We start from the raw sequence: 16,194 nt of genomic DNA on the forward strand, positions 1-16,194 counted from the left end.
TGATTTGGCTACCGCGCCGGCGCCGGCTGGCCGACGGATGTCGCTGCGTGGAGAAGTGCCGGCCATTTGGGTTCCTGCGGCGTTTCAACTGAGCCCACACTGCGTTGTCGGCTGCATTCAGCCCTTGTCCCCCGCGCCTCCGGTGGCGACGGCAAGTTTTCCGTAGGCAACAAGGTTGTCTTCGAACCTGCCGTTATCTGGGTTGTACCCGTCGCAGGTAATGAGCCGGATCTCTGCTTGCTTGGTGTTCCCGTACACCTGCAGGGCCGGGAAGTTGTCTTTGGCATAGCGCTTGATGACCGTCAGCCGGAAGACCGCGGTCGTGCCGTCCTCACGCTCCACCCTGACTTCGTCTCCGGGTACCAGTTCCTGCAGCCTGGCGAAAACACCCGGGCCCCCGCCCAGGGAGTTGACGTGGCCCAGGAGGATCGAGGGCCCCCTTTCCCCCGGCGTCGGCGAATTGATGTACCACCCTGCCGGGGAACCGGCCTCTTCGGGCGGCACCTCCAAGGTGCGATCCTCCTGCTGTGCGAGGTCGATGATGTCGCTGCTAAGTCCGATCCGGGGAATGCTCAAAGCTGAAGGCCTGGCTTTCTCCATAACGAGGGAATCGCCGCCGGTAGCGGGAACGGCGGCTTGGGGCGTGGCTGTGTTTCTGTCAGCTTGTTCCGGCTTTTGCCCCGGTTCAGGCCGTTGGGCGGGGCGAGGAGCCTGCTCGACGGCGGTGCTCGAGGGTGCGGAGGTCGGGGGTGACCCGGTAGCGGAGGGTGCAGCGCACCCCGGCATCATGGCCAGGACAAGGGCCAGCCCGGTGAAGAAGGGTGGCCCCGTCCTTGCCGTCTTCACGTCGATCAGTCCTTGGAAGCGGAACGCCTGCGTGCGACGGCCGCCGTCGCGCCAGCGGCAAGCAGAACTCCCAGACCTGCGGCGACGGATATTGCGCTTCCGTCTGTTTGCGTGCGGGTCTCGATGCCTGTGTCGGGGGCACCGCCAGGCATCGGCCCGGTCATCTGGGAAGCAACCAGGGTTCCGCAGGCCGCGGAAAGTGTGGCGGCCAGCGGCAGCCCCGGGGCTTCAGGGCTCATTTGTTGCTGGGCAGCCGGAGGGAGCCTGTTCGGGTCTACGCCGTGGACCTCCACTGTTGCAGTTCCGGCCTGAATCGCCTGTATTGTTGCCGGATCCAAGGTCAGGGTCCGTTCATAGGTGTAGGCCCCGCCGGCGGGGAAGCGGTCGGTTGCCACCATGGAGGCCGGGCTTGTGTCTCCCTGGACCGTCAGCGAGGTACTGACGGCACCGGCGTAAGGTTCGCCCTCGGGTGAACTGATGACACCGTCGCCGTCGGTGTCTGCTGCCGGCCCTGGGCACAACCCCTGGCCGCCGATGTGAATATGCTGGCCGTGTGGGAACGGCGCGTTCATCCAGATTTCCGCGGCGCCCGAGACGTTCATGCTGACCGTCGCCTGCTGCCCGTGTATCTCGATCATCGCCTGTCCGGCGGTTCCGCTGTTGTTAGCCGGTGCAAGGTCAGCCTGCCACACGCCGTCCTGCGCTACGGCCGGCCCGGCCGCGAAAGCCATCGCGCCAAGCGCGACGGCAGGGGCAATGAGAAGAGTCTGTGCCTTCATGATGTAGGCCTCTCAGTAAATAGTAAGGGTGCTTACGGTTCTCCCGTGCGTCACACCCTAATCCAACGCCCTCAATCTGAAAAGTCTTTGCTCAGCCTTCGTCGCAGAGCAGGTGATACCAGCTTTCCGCGAGAACCCCGAGCGCCTGGTCACGGTTTGGTTTTGATGTGCGGCTCGTCCAGAGGGTGGAGACGTAGTTGAGCTGGGTGAACGCGAGCGTTCCCCGGACGTGGTGCGTCTCCTCCGAGAAGCGGCCGGCCTGCTGCATGCCGCGGATGAGGTCGGAGACCACTTCCTCACGCCAGTCCATGATCAGGGCCCGCACTTCGCGGTCGACGGCGGCAGCTTCGTCGAGGACGTCCAGGTAGGGGCGGAACACGGGCCAAAGTGCTGCGCGCGACTCGAGCCAGTCGAGGATGCCCGCGAGCTCGCCCGCGCGGACCACGTCCACGAGCTCGGGGGCCGTCGACGCGTGGTCTGGTCCGCCGGCGCGGTCAAGGACCGCATTCACCCGGGCCATGAAGTCCCTCATCAGATCGCTCCGCGAGGGGTAGTGCGCGTAGAAGGTCACCCGGGTGGTGCCGGCAGCGGCGGCGATATCGTCGATCGTCGTGGCGGCGTATCCCTTGTCGAGGAAGAGTTCGAGCGCCCGTTCGACGATCCGGTCGCGGGTCAGCTGTTTCTGGGCTTCTCGCAGCGACGGCATGAGGCAATCCTCTCCGTGGTGCAGGGACGCCTATCCGGTGGCACGGCACCCCTGCTGCCGCTGGAACCCCGACGTGCCGTCAGGAGCAACACCTGCTCACAGTTTTACCGGCGTAACCGGTTGCAGCGCCGAGGGTCCCGTGTTGGCGAGGCGGCGCAGTTTGGGAATGGGGATGCGGTAGTTGATCGCCGCCGCGGTCCCGCGGCCGGCGTCCGCGTTCTCCCAGCGCAGCAGCATCGAGTCGGTCTCGCCGCCCGGCTCCAGGTAGTCCGGCGCCCCGGTTACGGGTGTGAAGCCGATCGCCTTGAGGGACAGTCCGAATCCTTCGGTCCAGAAGTACGGTTGGAAGTCGAGCTCTGGCGCCGCGTCGCCGTTGAGCAGGCCGGCAGCCGCGACCTTGGCCTGGTCGATGGCGCTGGTCCATAACGGCACGCGCCCTACGCCGCGGCCGGTCGGGAAGAACGCCACGTCACCGGCGGCAACAACGTCCGGCCGGACCCGGCCGCGTGAATCGACGCGCAGCGCCCCGTCGACGAGAAGATCCGAACCGGCCAGCCAGTCGATGTTCGGCTCGTCGCCGATGGCGGTGACGACCAGGTCCGCCTCAAGCTGGGTGCCGTCGGCGAGGGCAACCCGCGTCCCCGAGCCGGAGTCAACGAGTCGCGCCCTGCTGCCGCTGACAAACCGCAGTCCGCGCCGGACGGCGGCAGACGTGAAGAGCTCGGACAGGTGGTCGCCGAGTTGGCGCGAGAGGGGCTTCACCTCGGAGACCAGCGTGACGTCGCAGCCTACATGCAGACAGCCCGAGGCGACCTCCATGCCCAGCGGTCCGCCGCCGACCACGATCACCGAGGGGCGGCCCGCGACCCGCTGCTTGAGCGCCATCGCGTCCTCGAGAGTGCGCAGGGTGAGCTCCCCGGGAGCGCCCTCGGGCGGAGGGCCCGCCGCGAGCCGCTTGGCCCGTGAACCGGAGGCGATGACCAGGCCGTCGTACGGCAGCTCATCGCCCCAGTCGGTCCGGACGATTTTGGCTTCCGGGTCGATGCCTGCCGCGCTGACACCGAGAAGTTCGGTCGCTTCGTGGGTTGGCTCGGGCAGCTCGTGGGCTTGCAGCCCGCCGTCGCCATGCAGCAGCGCCTTCGACAGCGCCGGGCGGCTGTACGGGTGGTGCGGCTCGGCGCCGACGACGGTCAACTCGCCGTCGAACCCGTGCGAGCGAAGGGAGTCGCAGGCGGTGAGTCCGGCGATGCCGTTGCCGACGACGACGATCCGCCGCATCGTCATTTTTCCGCCAGCCGCAACGCGGCGACCGGGCACACCCGTACCGCGGCTTTCGCAGCGGCCAACTCCGCCCCGTCGATCTCGGGGACGTCGATCACCAATTCGCCGTCGTCGTCCAGATGCATGAGCTTCGGTGCGGCTTCCTCGCAGAGTCCGTGCCCTTCGCAGCGGGGGCGGTCAAGTTCGATCCTCACACCGCCACCACCTTCACGACGTCGAGCCGTTCGTGGCTGCGGGTGATGTTGCTGGGCACCCGGACCTCGTCCCCGAGTTCCAACACATTGGCCCGGCGGGCCAGGGCCTCGATGATCGCGTGGGCCTCAAGCTTCGCCAGGCCCTGGCCTGCGCACCCGTGCGGCCCGTAGCCGAAGGTGAGATGGTCCACCGGGTTGCGCGTGACGTCGAAGACGTCGGGATTCTCATAGTGCCGCGGGTCGCGGTTGCCGGCGCCGAACAGGATGCCCACCTGGGCTCCTGCCGGAACGGTTGCTCCATCAATTTCGACGTCGCGGGTCGCGGTCCGGCCCCAGATGTGGATCGGGGGCCAGTAGCGCAGCACCTCGGCGAACGCTGCGGGCACGAGCTCCGGGTTCTGGCGGACGAGCTCGAGCTGCTCAGGATGGCGGCCGAAGAGTGCGACGATGTTCCCGATGGAGGCGATCGTGGTGTCGACGCCGGCGCCCAGGTACTGGTGGATGATATGTCCGGCGGCTCCTTCCGGGATGTCGCCGCGGGTCTCGGCGTCGAAGATGCCGCGACCGATCGACCCCGGTACCAGGTCGTCGGCGGTGACGGAGGAGCACCAGCCGTAGAGCTCGCCGGCGATCGGGAAGCTCTCCTGGGTGCGGTGGTTCATTGGTCCCAGGACCTGCATCGCGGCCTGCCCCCAGCGCAACATGTTGTCCTTCACATGGCCGCTGAAGCCGATAAGGTCGGCGACGATTTCGAGCGGGAAGGCGCGTGCCAGCGAGTCGATGGCTTCAAAGCTGCCGCTGGCGACGAGCTCGGCGACGAGCTTGTCCGCTTTGTCGTCGATGGTGACCTTCAGTCCGCGCAGAGCGCGCGGCGTGAGGTTCTCCGACAGGGTCGCGCGCAGCTGGGTGTGCGTTGGCGGGTCGGAGGCCAGCGAGGTGCCCTGCAATGCCTCGTTCACCATCGGGTTGAAGCCGAGGCTGGTGGAGGAGAACGTCTCCGGATCGGCGAGGGCGTCGCGGATGATGTCGTAGCGGGTCAGGACGTAGAGGTCATTCTTCGGCAGGCGGACTACCCCGGCCTGCTCGCGCAGCGCGGCGTAGGTGCTGTAGGGGTCAACGAGGACGTCGTCATCCCAGATGTCGATGTCTGCTTCGATCGGTGCGGTCACGGTGTGCTCCTTGGATCGTCCTGGGTGCGGTTCGGAAGCGGACGATGCGGACGCCCATAGCTTCGGAGAGCCGCGCCTCGGCAGTGAGGCGTAGAACACAGTCTGCCCGGAAGCTTTACATGGTGTCAAGTAGAATTATGGCGTGTATCACCGAATAACACGCTGTGACTTCGAGCGCGCCACTGCTGCGGAGTTGATAGCCCTGGCTAGGAACCGATGACTCCTGCGGCACGGTTTCTTGCCCTGATGTTGCGCAGCGCGGGAGCACGTGGCGGCTTAGAAACGTCGCGCGCTCGTCAGTGCGCTTAGCGAAGTGGCGACCGTGTCTCGGCGAGCGAGCGCTCCAGCAGCTCGCGCAGCGCGCTGCGATCCACCCCCGCCAACCGCGTGAGATAGAGGCAGGCCTTGCTCGCACGGTGCTTGCCGAGCCGGGCCACTAGATCGGGCCAGCGCTCCGAGAAATCGTTGACGAGGTAGATCGTGTGCTTGGTCGGACCCGGCGCGAAGGCGAGCAGGGGAGCACGGCCCCCGTGCCCCGTCTCGTAGCGGTACTCGTACTCTCCAAAACCGATGATGCGGCCGGCCCACACGACCGGCTGCTCGCCGCTGATCTCGCCAAAGATCGCGAGCAGTTCGTCGGCCTCGGCGCGCCGAGGGCCCAGGGCGCGATCGAGTACCTCCGCAACCGGCAGGTCGGACGGTGACATTGCGGGCGGCTTCGCTGCCATGGGGTTTTCCTCGCGATCGTGCTTGGATAACCCAGAGTACTACGGCGGTTCTTGGGCTCCGGTGGAGGTGCAGTCATCCATCCATGCCTTGTACTCGACCTGCCTGCCGGGACCGCAGTCGAGGGACAGAGGACCTAAGGCGCACCCACACCGAGGCCCTTTTGTGCGTTGCGGACAGCTACATCTGGACGGCGCCGATCTGCTGAAGCATCTTTAGCGTGTCAGTCGATCCCCAATGCTCGACCACCTTACCGCCCTGGATGCGGACCATGTCGATACCGCTGAACTCCACTGTATTGCCGGTGGGAGCCGTACCCATGAGCTCGCCCTGGTGAGTGCCGGTGAGGACGACACGGGCTGCCTCCAGGTCCCCGTCGACCATCGTAGGCTCGATGGCCTTCACACTGATGTCGGGAAAAGCCGACCTGAACATGTTGACGTAGAACCTGATGCCCTCCAGGCCGGGCGGCTGCCCGGGCATGGGCTCTTCATGATCGGTGTAGTTTTCGCTGCCCAACTCGTCGATCAGGTCAAGATCCCCTCTCTCCAAAATCTCCCGGTAGAACCGCTCGATCAGTCCTGATCCGCCTGCCATTTCCGATTCCTTCCTGGTTTGAAATTCCCCCGTTTCAATGCTCCCACCGGCGACACTGCGACACGCCGTCAGGATGAGTCCTTAGGGTCGCCGCACTTGCGAGTTTGCGGGGTGTGGGCCAGCGGGTGATCCGGCCGGTGGGGATGAACGGAGCCTTCCCCGTACCGAGACGTTTCGACTGGTGTTTTGATCCCCACCCCCGCAGACCGGCCGCCAGGGTATCGCCTGACCTGCACCGCGAGGGTAGACTGCCACCGTCTCCGTGTCGTACTGGATAGGGACGATATGAAGCTGAGCCGGCGCCTGAGATCAGGTCTCGTCATTTCACCGGGCAAGGTTCCCGCCGCCTACGAGCACCTTGAGAAGTTCCAGGCCCTGGCCGAGGAGCACGGCGACCGTGCCACCGGCACCTCCGGGTACGAGGCCGCGGCCCAGTACCTCGAACGCCAACTCGCCAGCGCCGGATATCGCAGCACGCGCCAGTACTTCACCTTCAAACACCGCGGCGAGCAGATCGAGACCTTCAACATCCTCGCCGAGACCGCATCCGGCAGCGACGAGAACGTGATCATGCTCGGGGCCCACCTCGACGGGGTGCCGGACTGTCCGGCGATCAATGACAACGGCTCCGGGGTGGCGGCCGTGTTGGAGGCCGCCAAAGCGCTCGGCCGGCAGGAGGGCCTCAGCAACACGGTGCGCTTTGCGTGGTGGGGGGCCGAGGAGTACAAAAAGGAGTACGGGTCCCGGCACTACGTCAAGCACCTGGCCAAGAGCGACATTGAGGCACTCGACAGGATCGCCGCCTACTTGAACTTCGACATGATCGCCTCACCCAACCCCATCATCGGGGTCTACGACGCACGGGACCCGAAGCCCCATCACGACGTGCCCGAAGGTTCGACGGAGATCATGGACGTCTTCACTGACTACTTCGACGTCCACGACCAGCCCTGGGTCGCCACCTATTGGGACATGGACTCGGATCAGTTGTCGTTCCTTAAGAAGGGTGTCGCCGTGGGCGGGCTGTACACCGGAGACGACGAGAAGAAAACCACCAAGCAGGCCCGCCTCTTCGGCGGCACCGCCAAGCGGCCCTGCGATCCGAACTATCACCGACCAGGCGATGACCTCGGTAACGTCGATCTAGAGGCGCTGAGCCTGATGACCGACGCGATCACCCACGCCGCCACCCGCCTGGCCCACGACAACGGCGCCCTCAAGCCAGCGGGGCACCGCCAGGACGCTGCAAACTAACTATGCGCTATTTGAACAGTAGGTCCACGAGACACCTGTCGTGAGGAGTCGATAACTGGGTGACAACCAGCTCGAGAACATGACAACTGGGCTGAAACCCTACAACTGCTAGCCGTGCTCAACCGCCATGTTGGCGAAGCGTGAGTAGTGGCCCTGGAACCCGACCACGATGGTCTTCGTCGGTCCGTTACGGTGTTTGGCCACGATGACGTCTGCTTCGCCGGCGCGCGGAGACTCCTTGTCGTAGATGTCCTCGCGGTGGAGCAGGATGACCATGTCGGCGTCCTGCTCGATCGAACCGGATTCGCGAAGGTCGGAAACCATGGGCTTCTTGTCCGTACGCTGCTCGGAGCCACGGTTCAGCTGCGAGAGCGCGATGACGGGGACTTCGAGTTCCTTGGCCAGCAGTTTGAGGGCACGGGAGAACTCCGAGACTTCCTGCTGGCGGGATTCGACGCGCTTGCCGGAGGACATCAGCTGGAGGTAGTCGAGCACAACCAGCTTCAGGTCGTGGCGCTGCTTCAGCCGCCGGCACTTGGCACGGATTTCCATCAGCGACATGTTGGGGCTGTCGTCGATGAACAGGGGCGCGTCATTCATCCGGCCCATGGTGGTGGCGATCTTGCCCCACTGCTCGTCCTTGATGGTGCCCTTGCGCAGGTCCTGAAGCCCGATGGTGGCTTCCGCGGAGAGGAGGCGCATGGCGATTTCGTTCCGGCCCATTTCCAGGGAGAAGAAGACCGTGGTCATGTTGTTCTTGATCGCGGCAGAACGTGCGAAATCCAGTGCGAAGGTGGACTTGCCCACCGCGGGCCTCGCAGCGATGACGATCATCTGGCCGCCGTGCAGGCCCTGGGTGAGCTCGTCGAGTTCGTAGAAGCCGGTGGGCACGCCGGTCATGCCTTCGCCGCGGTGGCCGGCGGATTCGATCTCGTCGACGGTGCCTTCGATGATGTCCTTGAGCGGGACGTAGTCTTCCGCGGTGCGGCGTTCAGCGACGGCGTAGATCTCGGCCTGGGCTTGGTTGACGATGGCGTCGACTTCGCCGTCCTGCGAGTAACCCAGCTGGACGATCTTGGTGCCGGCGTCGACCAGGCGCCGGAGCACGGCACGTTCCCGGACGATCTCAGCGTAGAAGCCCGCGTTGGCGGCCGTAGGGACGGACTGGATCAGGGTATGCAGGTAGGCGGGTCCGCCGATGCGGGAGATTTCGCCGCGCTTGGTCAGCAGGTCGGAAACGGTGACGGCGTCGGCCGGTTCGCCTCGGCCGTAGAGGTCGATGATGGCCTCATAGATGCTTTCGTGGGCGGGACGGTAGAAGTCCACGCCGCGGAGCACTTCAACGCAGTCGGCGATGGCGTCCTTGGAGAGCATCATGCCGCCCAGGACCGACTGTTCGGCCACGAGGTCTTGCGGCGGCGTGCGGCCGAATTCGGAATCCCGACCTGTTGCCGAATCCGCGTGCGCTAACGACACCGCTGCCTGCTTTCTTTGCTCCTCGAACCGGATACCGCATCCCACTGGACCCAGAATTACCAGCCGGATCGGACCATTTCGTCGGATCGTTGTGGGCGCGCAGGCTGCAATTCACTGCGCGGTTCCAAGGTGGGATACTCCGCAACGGTAGCCCCCTTCCCCCTTCCCACCAAGCGAGTTATCCACCGACCCTGTGGATAAAATGTGGATCAGTGGGCGTGTCTTGTGCACAGGCTGTGCGCAGAGCTGTGGAAACAATACTGAACTCGCGAGTAACCCCGCGCTGACCTGCGGAAACACTATCCACTGGTTGTGGACAAAAAGAAGTTTGCTGTTGTTTTTCCCGCCATTTTTGCTGTTGACAGATTCGGAATAGACGCGTAGGGCAAATGTTATCCACGGGTTATCCACAGGCGTGAATTACAGTGCTGTGATGCCCGCTTTCGAAGACTTTTGGCGCGCGGGCCATCGTGCGGGACGTACGATTCAAGTATGGAATTTGTGGTGCCGTTGCTCATCGCCGTACTGGTGGTCGTGATCGGCCTGGTGATTACGCGGTTGGTCTCACGCAACAAGGCCGGCGGGCCCCGCCCGGGGAGCGGATCGTCGGCGAGGCCGGCACCGGCCGCGACCCGGGAAGCCGCTGTCGCAGCCAGCGGACGCTTGAACCAGCAGCAACATACCGCGGTTTACGCTCTGATTGCGCAGGGGCAGGCTTTTGCTGCAATTCGCGAATACCGGACCGCCACCGGTGCGGGGCTCAGGGAGGCTACCTCGGCCGTCGCTCAAATGTCCGCGCACCCGCAGCCGTACACGGCACCCCGCCACGAGGCCGCCCCTACACTCCAACCGGAGGATGAGGAGGCCCGGGAGGGGCACCCGGCCCGCCCAGAGGACGAGGAGCCCCGGAAGGCGCCCCCGGCACAGCCGGAGGATGGGGCACCGCGGCAGGCAGAACCCGCACGCCCACAAGAGGATGAGGCGCCCCAGGGTCCGACGCCCGCAAACCCCCCGGAAGAGGTTGTGTCGCCGGCAGAGCCCACTCCTGCGGCGCGCCCCCAGCCGGCCGGATACCGGTACCGGGCCATTGTGTCCAAGGGCGACACCATCAGGGAAGTGGCCAGCACACGCCTGAACGACGACGTCTTCGGGCGGATCCGCAGCGCGGCGCTTGGCGGCGACCGCGACGGCGCCGTTCGGCTGCTTTTGGAGCACTCGGAAGCCAACGAGACGGAAGCGCGGGAATTCGTGGATCTGATCGAGCCGGACGAGGAGCGCTAACGGCCCGGTCCTGCAAATATGCCAGCGGCCGCGAAGGTGACCCCGCCCCACCACCGACCACGAATCCCCGCAAAGCCAGCGTTAGGGCCGCCGGGTCAGAGCTCCACCGTCCCGCTGATCACGGTCTCTACCGTCCCGCCGACCCAGACATCGCCGCCGTCGGAGTCGATGTAGACCCGCGCGTCCCGCCCGAGCGCCGTTCCCTGGCGAACGGAGTACGCGGCGGGTGCCGCGCCCTCGGCAATCAGCCACTGGGCCAGCGCGGCGTTCAGGCTGCCGGTCGCCGGGTCCTCCGCCGGAAGGTCCTCGAAGCCCATCAGCCCGCGGACCTCGAAGTCGACGGCGGAGCCGCCGGGATGGGCGCCGATCAAACCAACGCCAAACGGTGACAGGGCGGCATAGTCGGGCACGACGTCGAGGACGGCCCGGGCGTCCCGCAACTGCAGGGCCTGCCACTCGGGGCCGTTGTCCGCCCACTGGTGGCGCAGCACGTCGTCGCGCTCAATCCCCAACGCCGCACAGATCTTCGCGACGTTCTCCTCGGGCAGCGGCCCGCTCCTCCGCCGGGGCGGCGCAGCGAAAGCCAGCCGTCCGCCGTCGTGCTTGACCTTCACCAGGCCGGCTCCGCATTCCTGCACGATCGCTCCCCCGGCCTTCGGCTGCCCGTCCCCTGCCAGCCAGACGTAGGCCGTACCCAGCGTGGGATGGCCGGCGAAGGGCAGCTCGCCGCTGGGCGTGAAAATCCTGACCCGGTAGTCGGCTTCAGCGTTCCCGGGCGGCAGGAGGAAGGTGGTCTCGGAGAGATTGGTCCAGTTGGCGAAGCGCCGCATCTGCTCGTCGCCCAAGTCACCGGCGTCCGACACGACCGCCAGCGGATTGCCCGTGCACGGTCCGGTAGCGAAGACGTCCACCTGGCTGAACTGATGTGTGCTCACGTCCTACAGCGTACCGGGCGTTAACCGCTGCAGGCCGGGTCCTGGACGGACCCGGCCTGCAGCAACAGCGAGGCTGTTAGCCAGCAACGACCTTCAGGTCGATGACGGCGGAGACCTCTTCGTGCAGACGCACGGTCGCCTGGTAGTCGCCCACCGACTTGATGTGCTCGGTCAGTTCGACCTTGCGCTTGTCGATGGCGCCGAGGCCGGCGGCCTCGACAGCGGAAGCCACATCGGCCTGCTTGACGGTGCCGAACAGGCGGCCCGACTCGCCGGCCTTGACGGTCAGGGTGACCGGCTTGGCGGACAGCTGGGCAGCGAGCTGCTGCGCGTCTTCCAGGGATGCGATCTCGCGAGCGGCACGTGCAGCCTTGATGGACTCCACCTGCTTCTCGCCGCCCTTGGTCCAGGTCAGGGCGAAGCCGCGGGGCAGAAGGTAGTTACGGGCGTAACCGTTCTTTACCTCGACGACATCGCCAGCAGTGCCGAGACCGGTCACTTCGTGGGTCAGAATGAGCTTTGCCATGTCAGTACTCTCTCCTCTTCGCTTCGCTTAGCCGCGGCCAGCGCCGGAGTAGGGCAGCAGGGCAACTTCGCGGGCATTCTTGATTGCCAGTGCGATCTTGCGCTGCTCCTGCACGGTGACGCCAGTCACGCGGCGGGCGCGGATCTTTCCGCGGTCAGAGATGAACTTGCGCAGCAAAGCTACGTCCTTGTAGTCGATGACGGTGACGTCAGCGGCCTTCAAGGGATTGGACTTTGGTTTGGGCTTACGAATTTCAGCCTTAGCCATCGTGGAGCTCCTTTATCTTGTGGAGCCCGTGGATCTTTTCCACGGGATGGGGTTTGTTTTAGAAGGGAGGTTCGTTGGAGTCCGGACCGTTGCCCCAGCCGCCGGACGAGCCGCCGGCCGGTGCGCCCCAGGGATCGTCCTGGGGGGCGGGCTGCTGACCGGACTGCTGTCCGCCCCAACCGCCCTGGTTCTGGCCTCCGCCGAAGCCGCCGCCGCCAAAGCCGCCCTGGCCACCGCCGAAGCCGCCCTGGCCACCGCCGGAGCGCTGGGTACGGGTGACCTTGGCAGAGGCGTAGCGCAGCGAGGGGCCGATTTCGTCGACCTCAAGCTCCATGACGGTACGCTTTTCGCCCTCTTTGGTTTCATACGAACGGGACTTCAGCCGGCCCTGAACGATCACGCGCATGCCCTTGGTCAGGGTTTCAGCGACGTTCTCGGCAGCTTCGCGCCAAACCGACGCCCGGAGGAACAGGGTTTCCCCGTCCTTCCATTCGTTGGACTGGCGGTCGAAGGTCCGCGGCGTGGATGCAACGGTGAAGTTCGCTACCGCGGACCCGGACGGGGTGAACCGCAGCTCGGGATCGTTGGTGAGATTACCGACGAGCGTGATAACGGTTTCGCCTGCCATGTTGCCTCCTGATGTCCTAGTCCCGCTTGCCGGCGGCGCGCAGGAATGTCTTCGTCAATGCCGCTCCCGGAAAGGGTGCGGCGATCACAGCTGGTTACTCAGCGGAGATCTTCTGCTCCTCCGGGCGGATGATCTTGGTGCGCAGGATGGTCTCGTTCAGACCAAGCTGGCGGTCAAGCTCAGCAGCAGTGGCGGGAGTGGCGGTGAAGTTAACCACCGCGTAGATGCCTTCGGACTTCTTTTTGATGTCATAGGCGAGCCGGCGGCGTCCCCAGATGTCCACCTTGTCGATGGTTCCACCATCGTTGCGGACAACGTTGAGGAACTTGTCGAGCGAGGACTCTACGGTACGCTCTTCGACCTCGGGGTCGATGATTACCATCAGTTCATAAGCACGCATTGTGAACCCACCTCCTTCGGGCTAAGCGGTCACGGTCTTTCCGTAACAGGAGGTTCTGTTGCGTTGCCTGCCTGCCACCGCGCGGCGACTTCCGTGTGTTTTGGCTATTGTCACAGGAAATACCAGCCGGCGCTGACAGCACAGACTTACCAATGGTACCGGACGGCGGTCCGCGCTCGTGAATCCGCCGCACGGACCTGTCCTCCACAGGCCCGTGCGGCCGGAAGCGTTGTCCGTCTCAAGGCACGGCGGCCGAGCCGCCGCCCGGGGGGCGGCGCTCTCAGTAGTCCAGCCCCAGGCTGGGCACCACCAGTCCGGTCTCGTACGCGTACACCACGGCCTGCACCCGGTCGCGCAGGTGCAGCTTGGCGAGGATCCGCCGCACGTGCGTTTTGACGGTCGCCTCCGAGAGGAAGAACCGGTGGGCGATCTCCGCATTGGAAAGCCCCTCCGCAATGGTCCGCAGCACTTCCAGTTCGCGCGGCGTCAGGTCATCCAGCAACGGGTCGCGCTGCGGCGGCACGGCCGGGCTGCCGCCCGGGGCCAGGCCGCGCACATAGGTCTCCAGCAGGCGCGCCGTCACCCGCGGCGCCACCACGGCGTCCCCGGTGGAGACAAGGCGCACCGCCTGGACCAGTTCCGCCGGTGCCACGTCCTTGAGCAGGAAGGCGCTCGCCCCGGCCTGTAGCCCGGCAAAGGCATACTCGTCCAGGTCGAAGGTCGTCAGGATGATCACCCGCGCGCACAGCCCGGCGGCCACGATCTGCCGGGTGGCCTCGATGCCGTCCATGACCGGCATCCGGACGTCCATCAGCACCACGTCCGGGGAGAGCGACCGCGCCAGCTCCAGCGCCTCGGCGCCGTCGGACGCCTCCCCCACCACCACGACGTCGTCTTCGCCCTCCAGGATGAGCTTGAAGCCCATCCGCAGCAGTGGCTGGTCGTCCACCAGCAGCACTTTCACCGGCCCGGCCGGGCTCCCATCCGCGCTGTCAGACACTCGTGTTTTCCTCTCCGGGCCAATACAGGGTTGCCTCCACCATCCAACCACCGCCGGACCGCGGACCTGCGGCAACGCGGCCGCCGTAGATGGCGGCCCGCTCGCGCATGCCGTGCAGGCCCTGCCCCGCGCCGAGTGAATCGGCCGGCCCGTCCTGCCGGCCGTCGTCGGCCACCGTGATGTGGATGGCGTCGCCGTCCCGGACCAGGGCAACGTCCACCCGGGTTGCGTCCTTGGCGTAGCGCAGCACGTTGGTCAACGACTCCTGCACGATGCGGAACACGGTGAGCCGGAAATTCTGGTCCTCCGGCAGCGCCGGTCCTGCCATGACCGTGCGCAGCGGCAAGCCCGCGGCCCGGAAGCCGTCCAGCAGCCCGGTCAGCTGGTCCCCTGTCGGGACCGGCACCAGCGGGGCCGCGTCCGTTCCGTTCTCGCTGCGCAACACCCCCAGCACCCTGCGCATGTCGGCCAGCGCCGACCGGCCGGTCGCGGAGAGCTGGTCCAAGACCTCGCCGGCGCGTTCCGGATCCTTGCGCGCGACGACGGCGGCGCCGTCCGAGAGCGCGATCATCACCGAGAGCGAGTGTGCCACCACGTCGTGCATCTCCCGGGCGATCCGGGTGCGTTCGGTCGCCGACGCCAGCCGGGCGTTGTCAGTGGCCCAACGCTGGAGTTCGGCGTCGTGGAGCCGGTCCCGGCGCACCGTGACCCCGATGCCCGCAGCGATGACATTGGCCAGGACCAGCACCAGGCCGGTGACCAGTCCGACGTAGCTCGGGACCTGCCCGAGGGCAATCTGCTTGACGATCTCCGGCGGCATCCTGACACCCATTCCCACCAGCATGGGCACGGCGGCGAGGACCGCTGCGATGATGGCCTGGACCGCCGGCCGGGTGGTGGCGACCGTGTAGACGGCGAACCACATGGCAAAGGAGCCACTGCCGGTACTGGTCAGCACCACGATCAAAAAGTCCACCAGGGCGATGGCAGCCAGCACCAGCAGCGGCGACCGACGCCGCCAGACCAGTGCGACGCCGCCGGCCAACAGCAGCAGCAGGGGCGGCCATTCGCCGCCGAGCGCGGTGGTCAGGGCATTCGGCAGCCCGAACAGCACGTGGATGCCGACCAGCACCCAGTCCATCACCACGGGGTGGGTATGGAAGTAGCGCCGGATCGGGCCCCGGCGCCTGGACGATATTTCGGTGAAGGAGACGGCGGCCGTTCGTTCCGCCGCCTCCTTCACCGAGGCTTGATGAGTCACGCGTCGAGCCCGCCCGCGCCTAGACGTCCCGCGTCTTGGTCGTTACCGCCGCCCCGGCCAGCAGTACTGCCGCCCAGGCGGCCATGACCAGCCCGCCCTGCCACTGGGTCAAGTCGCCCTCGGCCGTTTCGAGCATGAGCATTTGGCGTCCCGCGTTGGAGGGCAGGTAGGGCATCACGCCGTCCTGCACCCAGTCGAAGGGGATGATCTGGGCGACGATGGGCAGCACCAGCAGCAGCACGACCAGCGTGACGATGCCGCCGGCACTGTTGCGCAGCAAGGATCCGAGCGCCAGCGCCATGAGGGCCACCACCGCCAGGTAAAGGCCGGACAGCAGCATGGACTGGACCAGATTCTCCACGTCGAGCCCGAATTCTTTGCCGTAATTGGCCAGGATCGGCTGCAGCAGGAAATAGGTGGCAAAGCTGGAAGCAATTCCGACGACGGCCGCGACGACAGCGACGACCAGCGCCTTGGCGAACAGCGGCGACAGCCGGGACGGCACGGCCGTCATGGTCGAGCGGATCATGCCGGTGGAGTATTCGGAGGCGATCAGCAGCACGCCCAGCGACCCGATGATCAGCTGGCCGAAGTCGATCCCGCCGCTGGTCATGAGGTAGAGGATGGACGCATCCATACCGGCTGCCGCTGGATCCTGACCGGCGGCCTCCATCTGCTCCATGCCGGTGGCGACTCCCCAGCCGCCGAGCAGTCCGATGCCGACCATCACCACAACGGTGGTGGCCAGCAGCACCCAGGTGGAACGCAGCGTGGCGAACTTGACCCACTCGCTCTTCAAGGTCCGGGGGAAGCTCACGCCGGGGCCGGTGACACGGCCGGCCTGCGGGGTCAGGGTTGCAGCGCTCAT

General features: G+C 66.1%; 19 protein-coding genes. 2 read left to right on the top strand and 17 right to left on the bottom strand.

The genetic code is table 11. The annotated features are described in order from the left end of the window. Positions 1-117: 117 nt before the first annotated feature. The 8 genes from AC5RVD_RS03405 to AC5RVD_RS03440 form a co-directional block, all read right to left on the bottom strand. Positions 118-576, bottom strand: a complete 459-nt coding sequence (locus AC5RVD_RS03405) for a sortase domain-containing protein (RefSeq protein WP_494125984.1) — start codon at positions 574-576, stop codon at positions 118-120. Positions 577-851: 275 nt separating this feature from the next. Next, positions 852-1,625, bottom strand: a complete 774-nt coding sequence (locus AC5RVD_RS03410; RefSeq protein ID WP_494125985.1) for a hypothetical protein — start codon at positions 1,623-1,625, stop codon at positions 852-854. Between the two features lie 91 nt (positions 1,626-1,716). Further along, positions 1,717-2,331 carry a TetR/AcrR family transcriptional regulator gene (locus AC5RVD_RS03415; RefSeq protein WP_494125986.1) on the bottom strand — a complete coding sequence of 205 codons (615 nt, stop codon included), beginning with the start codon at positions 2,329-2,331 and terminating at the stop codon, positions 1,717-1,719. Between the two features lie 96 nt (positions 2,332-2,427). Continuing rightward, positions 2,428-3,615, bottom strand: coding sequence for an NAD(P)/FAD-dependent oxidoreductase (locus AC5RVD_RS03420; RefSeq protein ID WP_494125987.1), 1,188 nt, complete (start codon positions 3,613-3,615; stop codon positions 2,428-2,430). Then, positions 3,612-3,806: a ferredoxin gene (locus AC5RVD_RS03425; protein ID WP_494112212.1), complete on the bottom strand. Its 195-nt coding sequence runs from the start codon at positions 3,804-3,806 to the stop codon at positions 3,612-3,614. The genes AC5RVD_RS03420 and AC5RVD_RS03425 overlap by 4 nt, the downstream gene beginning before the upstream one ends. After that, complete coding sequence (locus tag AC5RVD_RS03430; RefSeq protein ID WP_494125988.1) at positions 3,803-4,975, bottom strand: cytochrome P450; 1,173 nt, start codon at positions 4,973-4,975, stop codon at positions 3,803-3,805. The genes AC5RVD_RS03425 and AC5RVD_RS03430 overlap by 4 nt, the downstream gene beginning before the upstream one ends. Positions 4,976-5,280: 305 nt before the next feature. Then, positions 5,281-5,703, bottom strand: coding sequence for a DUF1801 domain-containing protein (locus AC5RVD_RS03435; RefSeq protein ID WP_494112210.1), 423 nt, complete (start codon positions 5,701-5,703; stop codon positions 5,281-5,283). A 178-nt stretch (positions 5,704-5,881) separates the two neighbouring features. Next, entirely contained in the window at positions 5,882-6,298 is a 417-nt protein-coding gene (locus AC5RVD_RS03440; protein WP_494125989.1) for an ester cyclase, read from the bottom strand. 285 nt (positions 6,299-6,583) lie between these two features. On the opposite strand from AC5RVD_RS03440, the gene AC5RVD_RS03445 reads away from it, so the two are divergent. Further along, on the top strand, positions 6,584-7,552 hold the full coding sequence (locus AC5RVD_RS03445) for a M20/M25/M40 family metallo-hydrolase (RefSeq protein ID WP_494125990.1): 969 nt from the start codon (positions 6,584-6,586) through the stop codon (positions 7,550-7,552). A 108-nt stretch (positions 7,553-7,660) separates the two neighbouring features. Here the strand turns inward: AC5RVD_RS03445 and dnaB are convergent, their stop codons facing one another. Then, positions 7,661-9,028: a replicative DNA helicase gene (gene dnaB, locus AC5RVD_RS03450; protein WP_493941666.1), complete on the bottom strand. Its 1,368-nt coding sequence runs from the start codon at positions 9,026-9,028 to the stop codon at positions 7,661-7,663. 492 nt (positions 9,029-9,520) lie between these two features. Here dnaB and AC5RVD_RS03455 point away from each other — a divergent pair, with 492 nt between their 5' ends. After that, on the top strand, positions 9,521-10,309 hold the full coding sequence (locus tag AC5RVD_RS03455) for a hypothetical protein (protein ID WP_494125991.1): 789 nt from the start codon (positions 9,521-9,523) through the stop codon (positions 10,307-10,309). Positions 10,310-10,404: 95 nt separating this feature from the next. Here the strand turns inward: AC5RVD_RS03455 and AC5RVD_RS03460 are convergent, their stop codons facing one another. The 8 genes from AC5RVD_RS03460 to AC5RVD_RS03495 form a co-directional block, all read right to left on the bottom strand. After that, entirely contained in the window at positions 10,405-11,244 is an 840-nt protein-coding gene (locus AC5RVD_RS03460; protein ID WP_494125992.1) for a PhzF family phenazine biosynthesis protein, read from the bottom strand. Between the two features lie 76 nt (positions 11,245-11,320). Next, complete coding sequence (rplI, locus tag AC5RVD_RS03465; RefSeq protein WP_493988326.1) at positions 11,321-11,770, bottom strand: 50S ribosomal protein L9; 450 nt, start codon at positions 11,768-11,770, stop codon at positions 11,321-11,323. 27 nt (positions 11,771-11,797) lie between these two features. Next, positions 11,798-12,037: a 30S ribosomal protein S18 gene (gene rpsR / locus AC5RVD_RS03470; RefSeq protein WP_136787674.1), complete on the bottom strand. Its 240-nt coding sequence runs from the start codon at positions 12,035-12,037 to the stop codon at positions 11,798-11,800. 58 nt (positions 12,038-12,095) lie between these two features. Further along, entirely contained in the window at positions 12,096-12,665 is a 570-nt protein-coding gene (locus AC5RVD_RS03475; protein WP_493988327.1) for a single-stranded DNA-binding protein, read from the bottom strand. A 94-nt stretch (positions 12,666-12,759) separates the two neighbouring features. Further along, positions 12,760-13,065 (bottom strand): 30S ribosomal protein S6, encoded by a 306-nt coding sequence (rpsF, locus tag AC5RVD_RS03480; protein ID WP_136787676.1) that lies wholly within the window; start codon positions 13,063-13,065, stop codon positions 12,760-12,762. 280 nt (positions 13,066-13,345) lie between these two features. Then, positions 13,346-14,065, bottom strand: a complete 720-nt coding sequence (locus AC5RVD_RS03485) for a response regulator (protein ID WP_494125993.1) — start codon at positions 14,063-14,065, stop codon at positions 13,346-13,348. Then, positions 14,058-15,326 (bottom strand): sensor histidine kinase, encoded by a 1,269-nt coding sequence (locus tag AC5RVD_RS03490; protein ID WP_494125994.1) that lies wholly within the window; start codon positions 15,324-15,326, stop codon positions 14,058-14,060. The genes AC5RVD_RS03485 and AC5RVD_RS03490 overlap by 8 nt, the downstream gene beginning before the upstream one ends. A gap of 19 nt (positions 15,327-15,345) precedes the next feature. Beyond that, positions 15,346-16,194 carry an ABC transporter permease gene (locus tag AC5RVD_RS03495; RefSeq protein WP_494125995.1) on the bottom strand — a complete coding sequence of 283 codons (849 nt, stop codon included), beginning with the start codon at positions 16,192-16,194 and terminating at the stop codon, positions 15,346-15,348.

The sequence above is a fragment of the Arthrobacter sp. THG-b23 genome, from assembly GCF_059091265.1.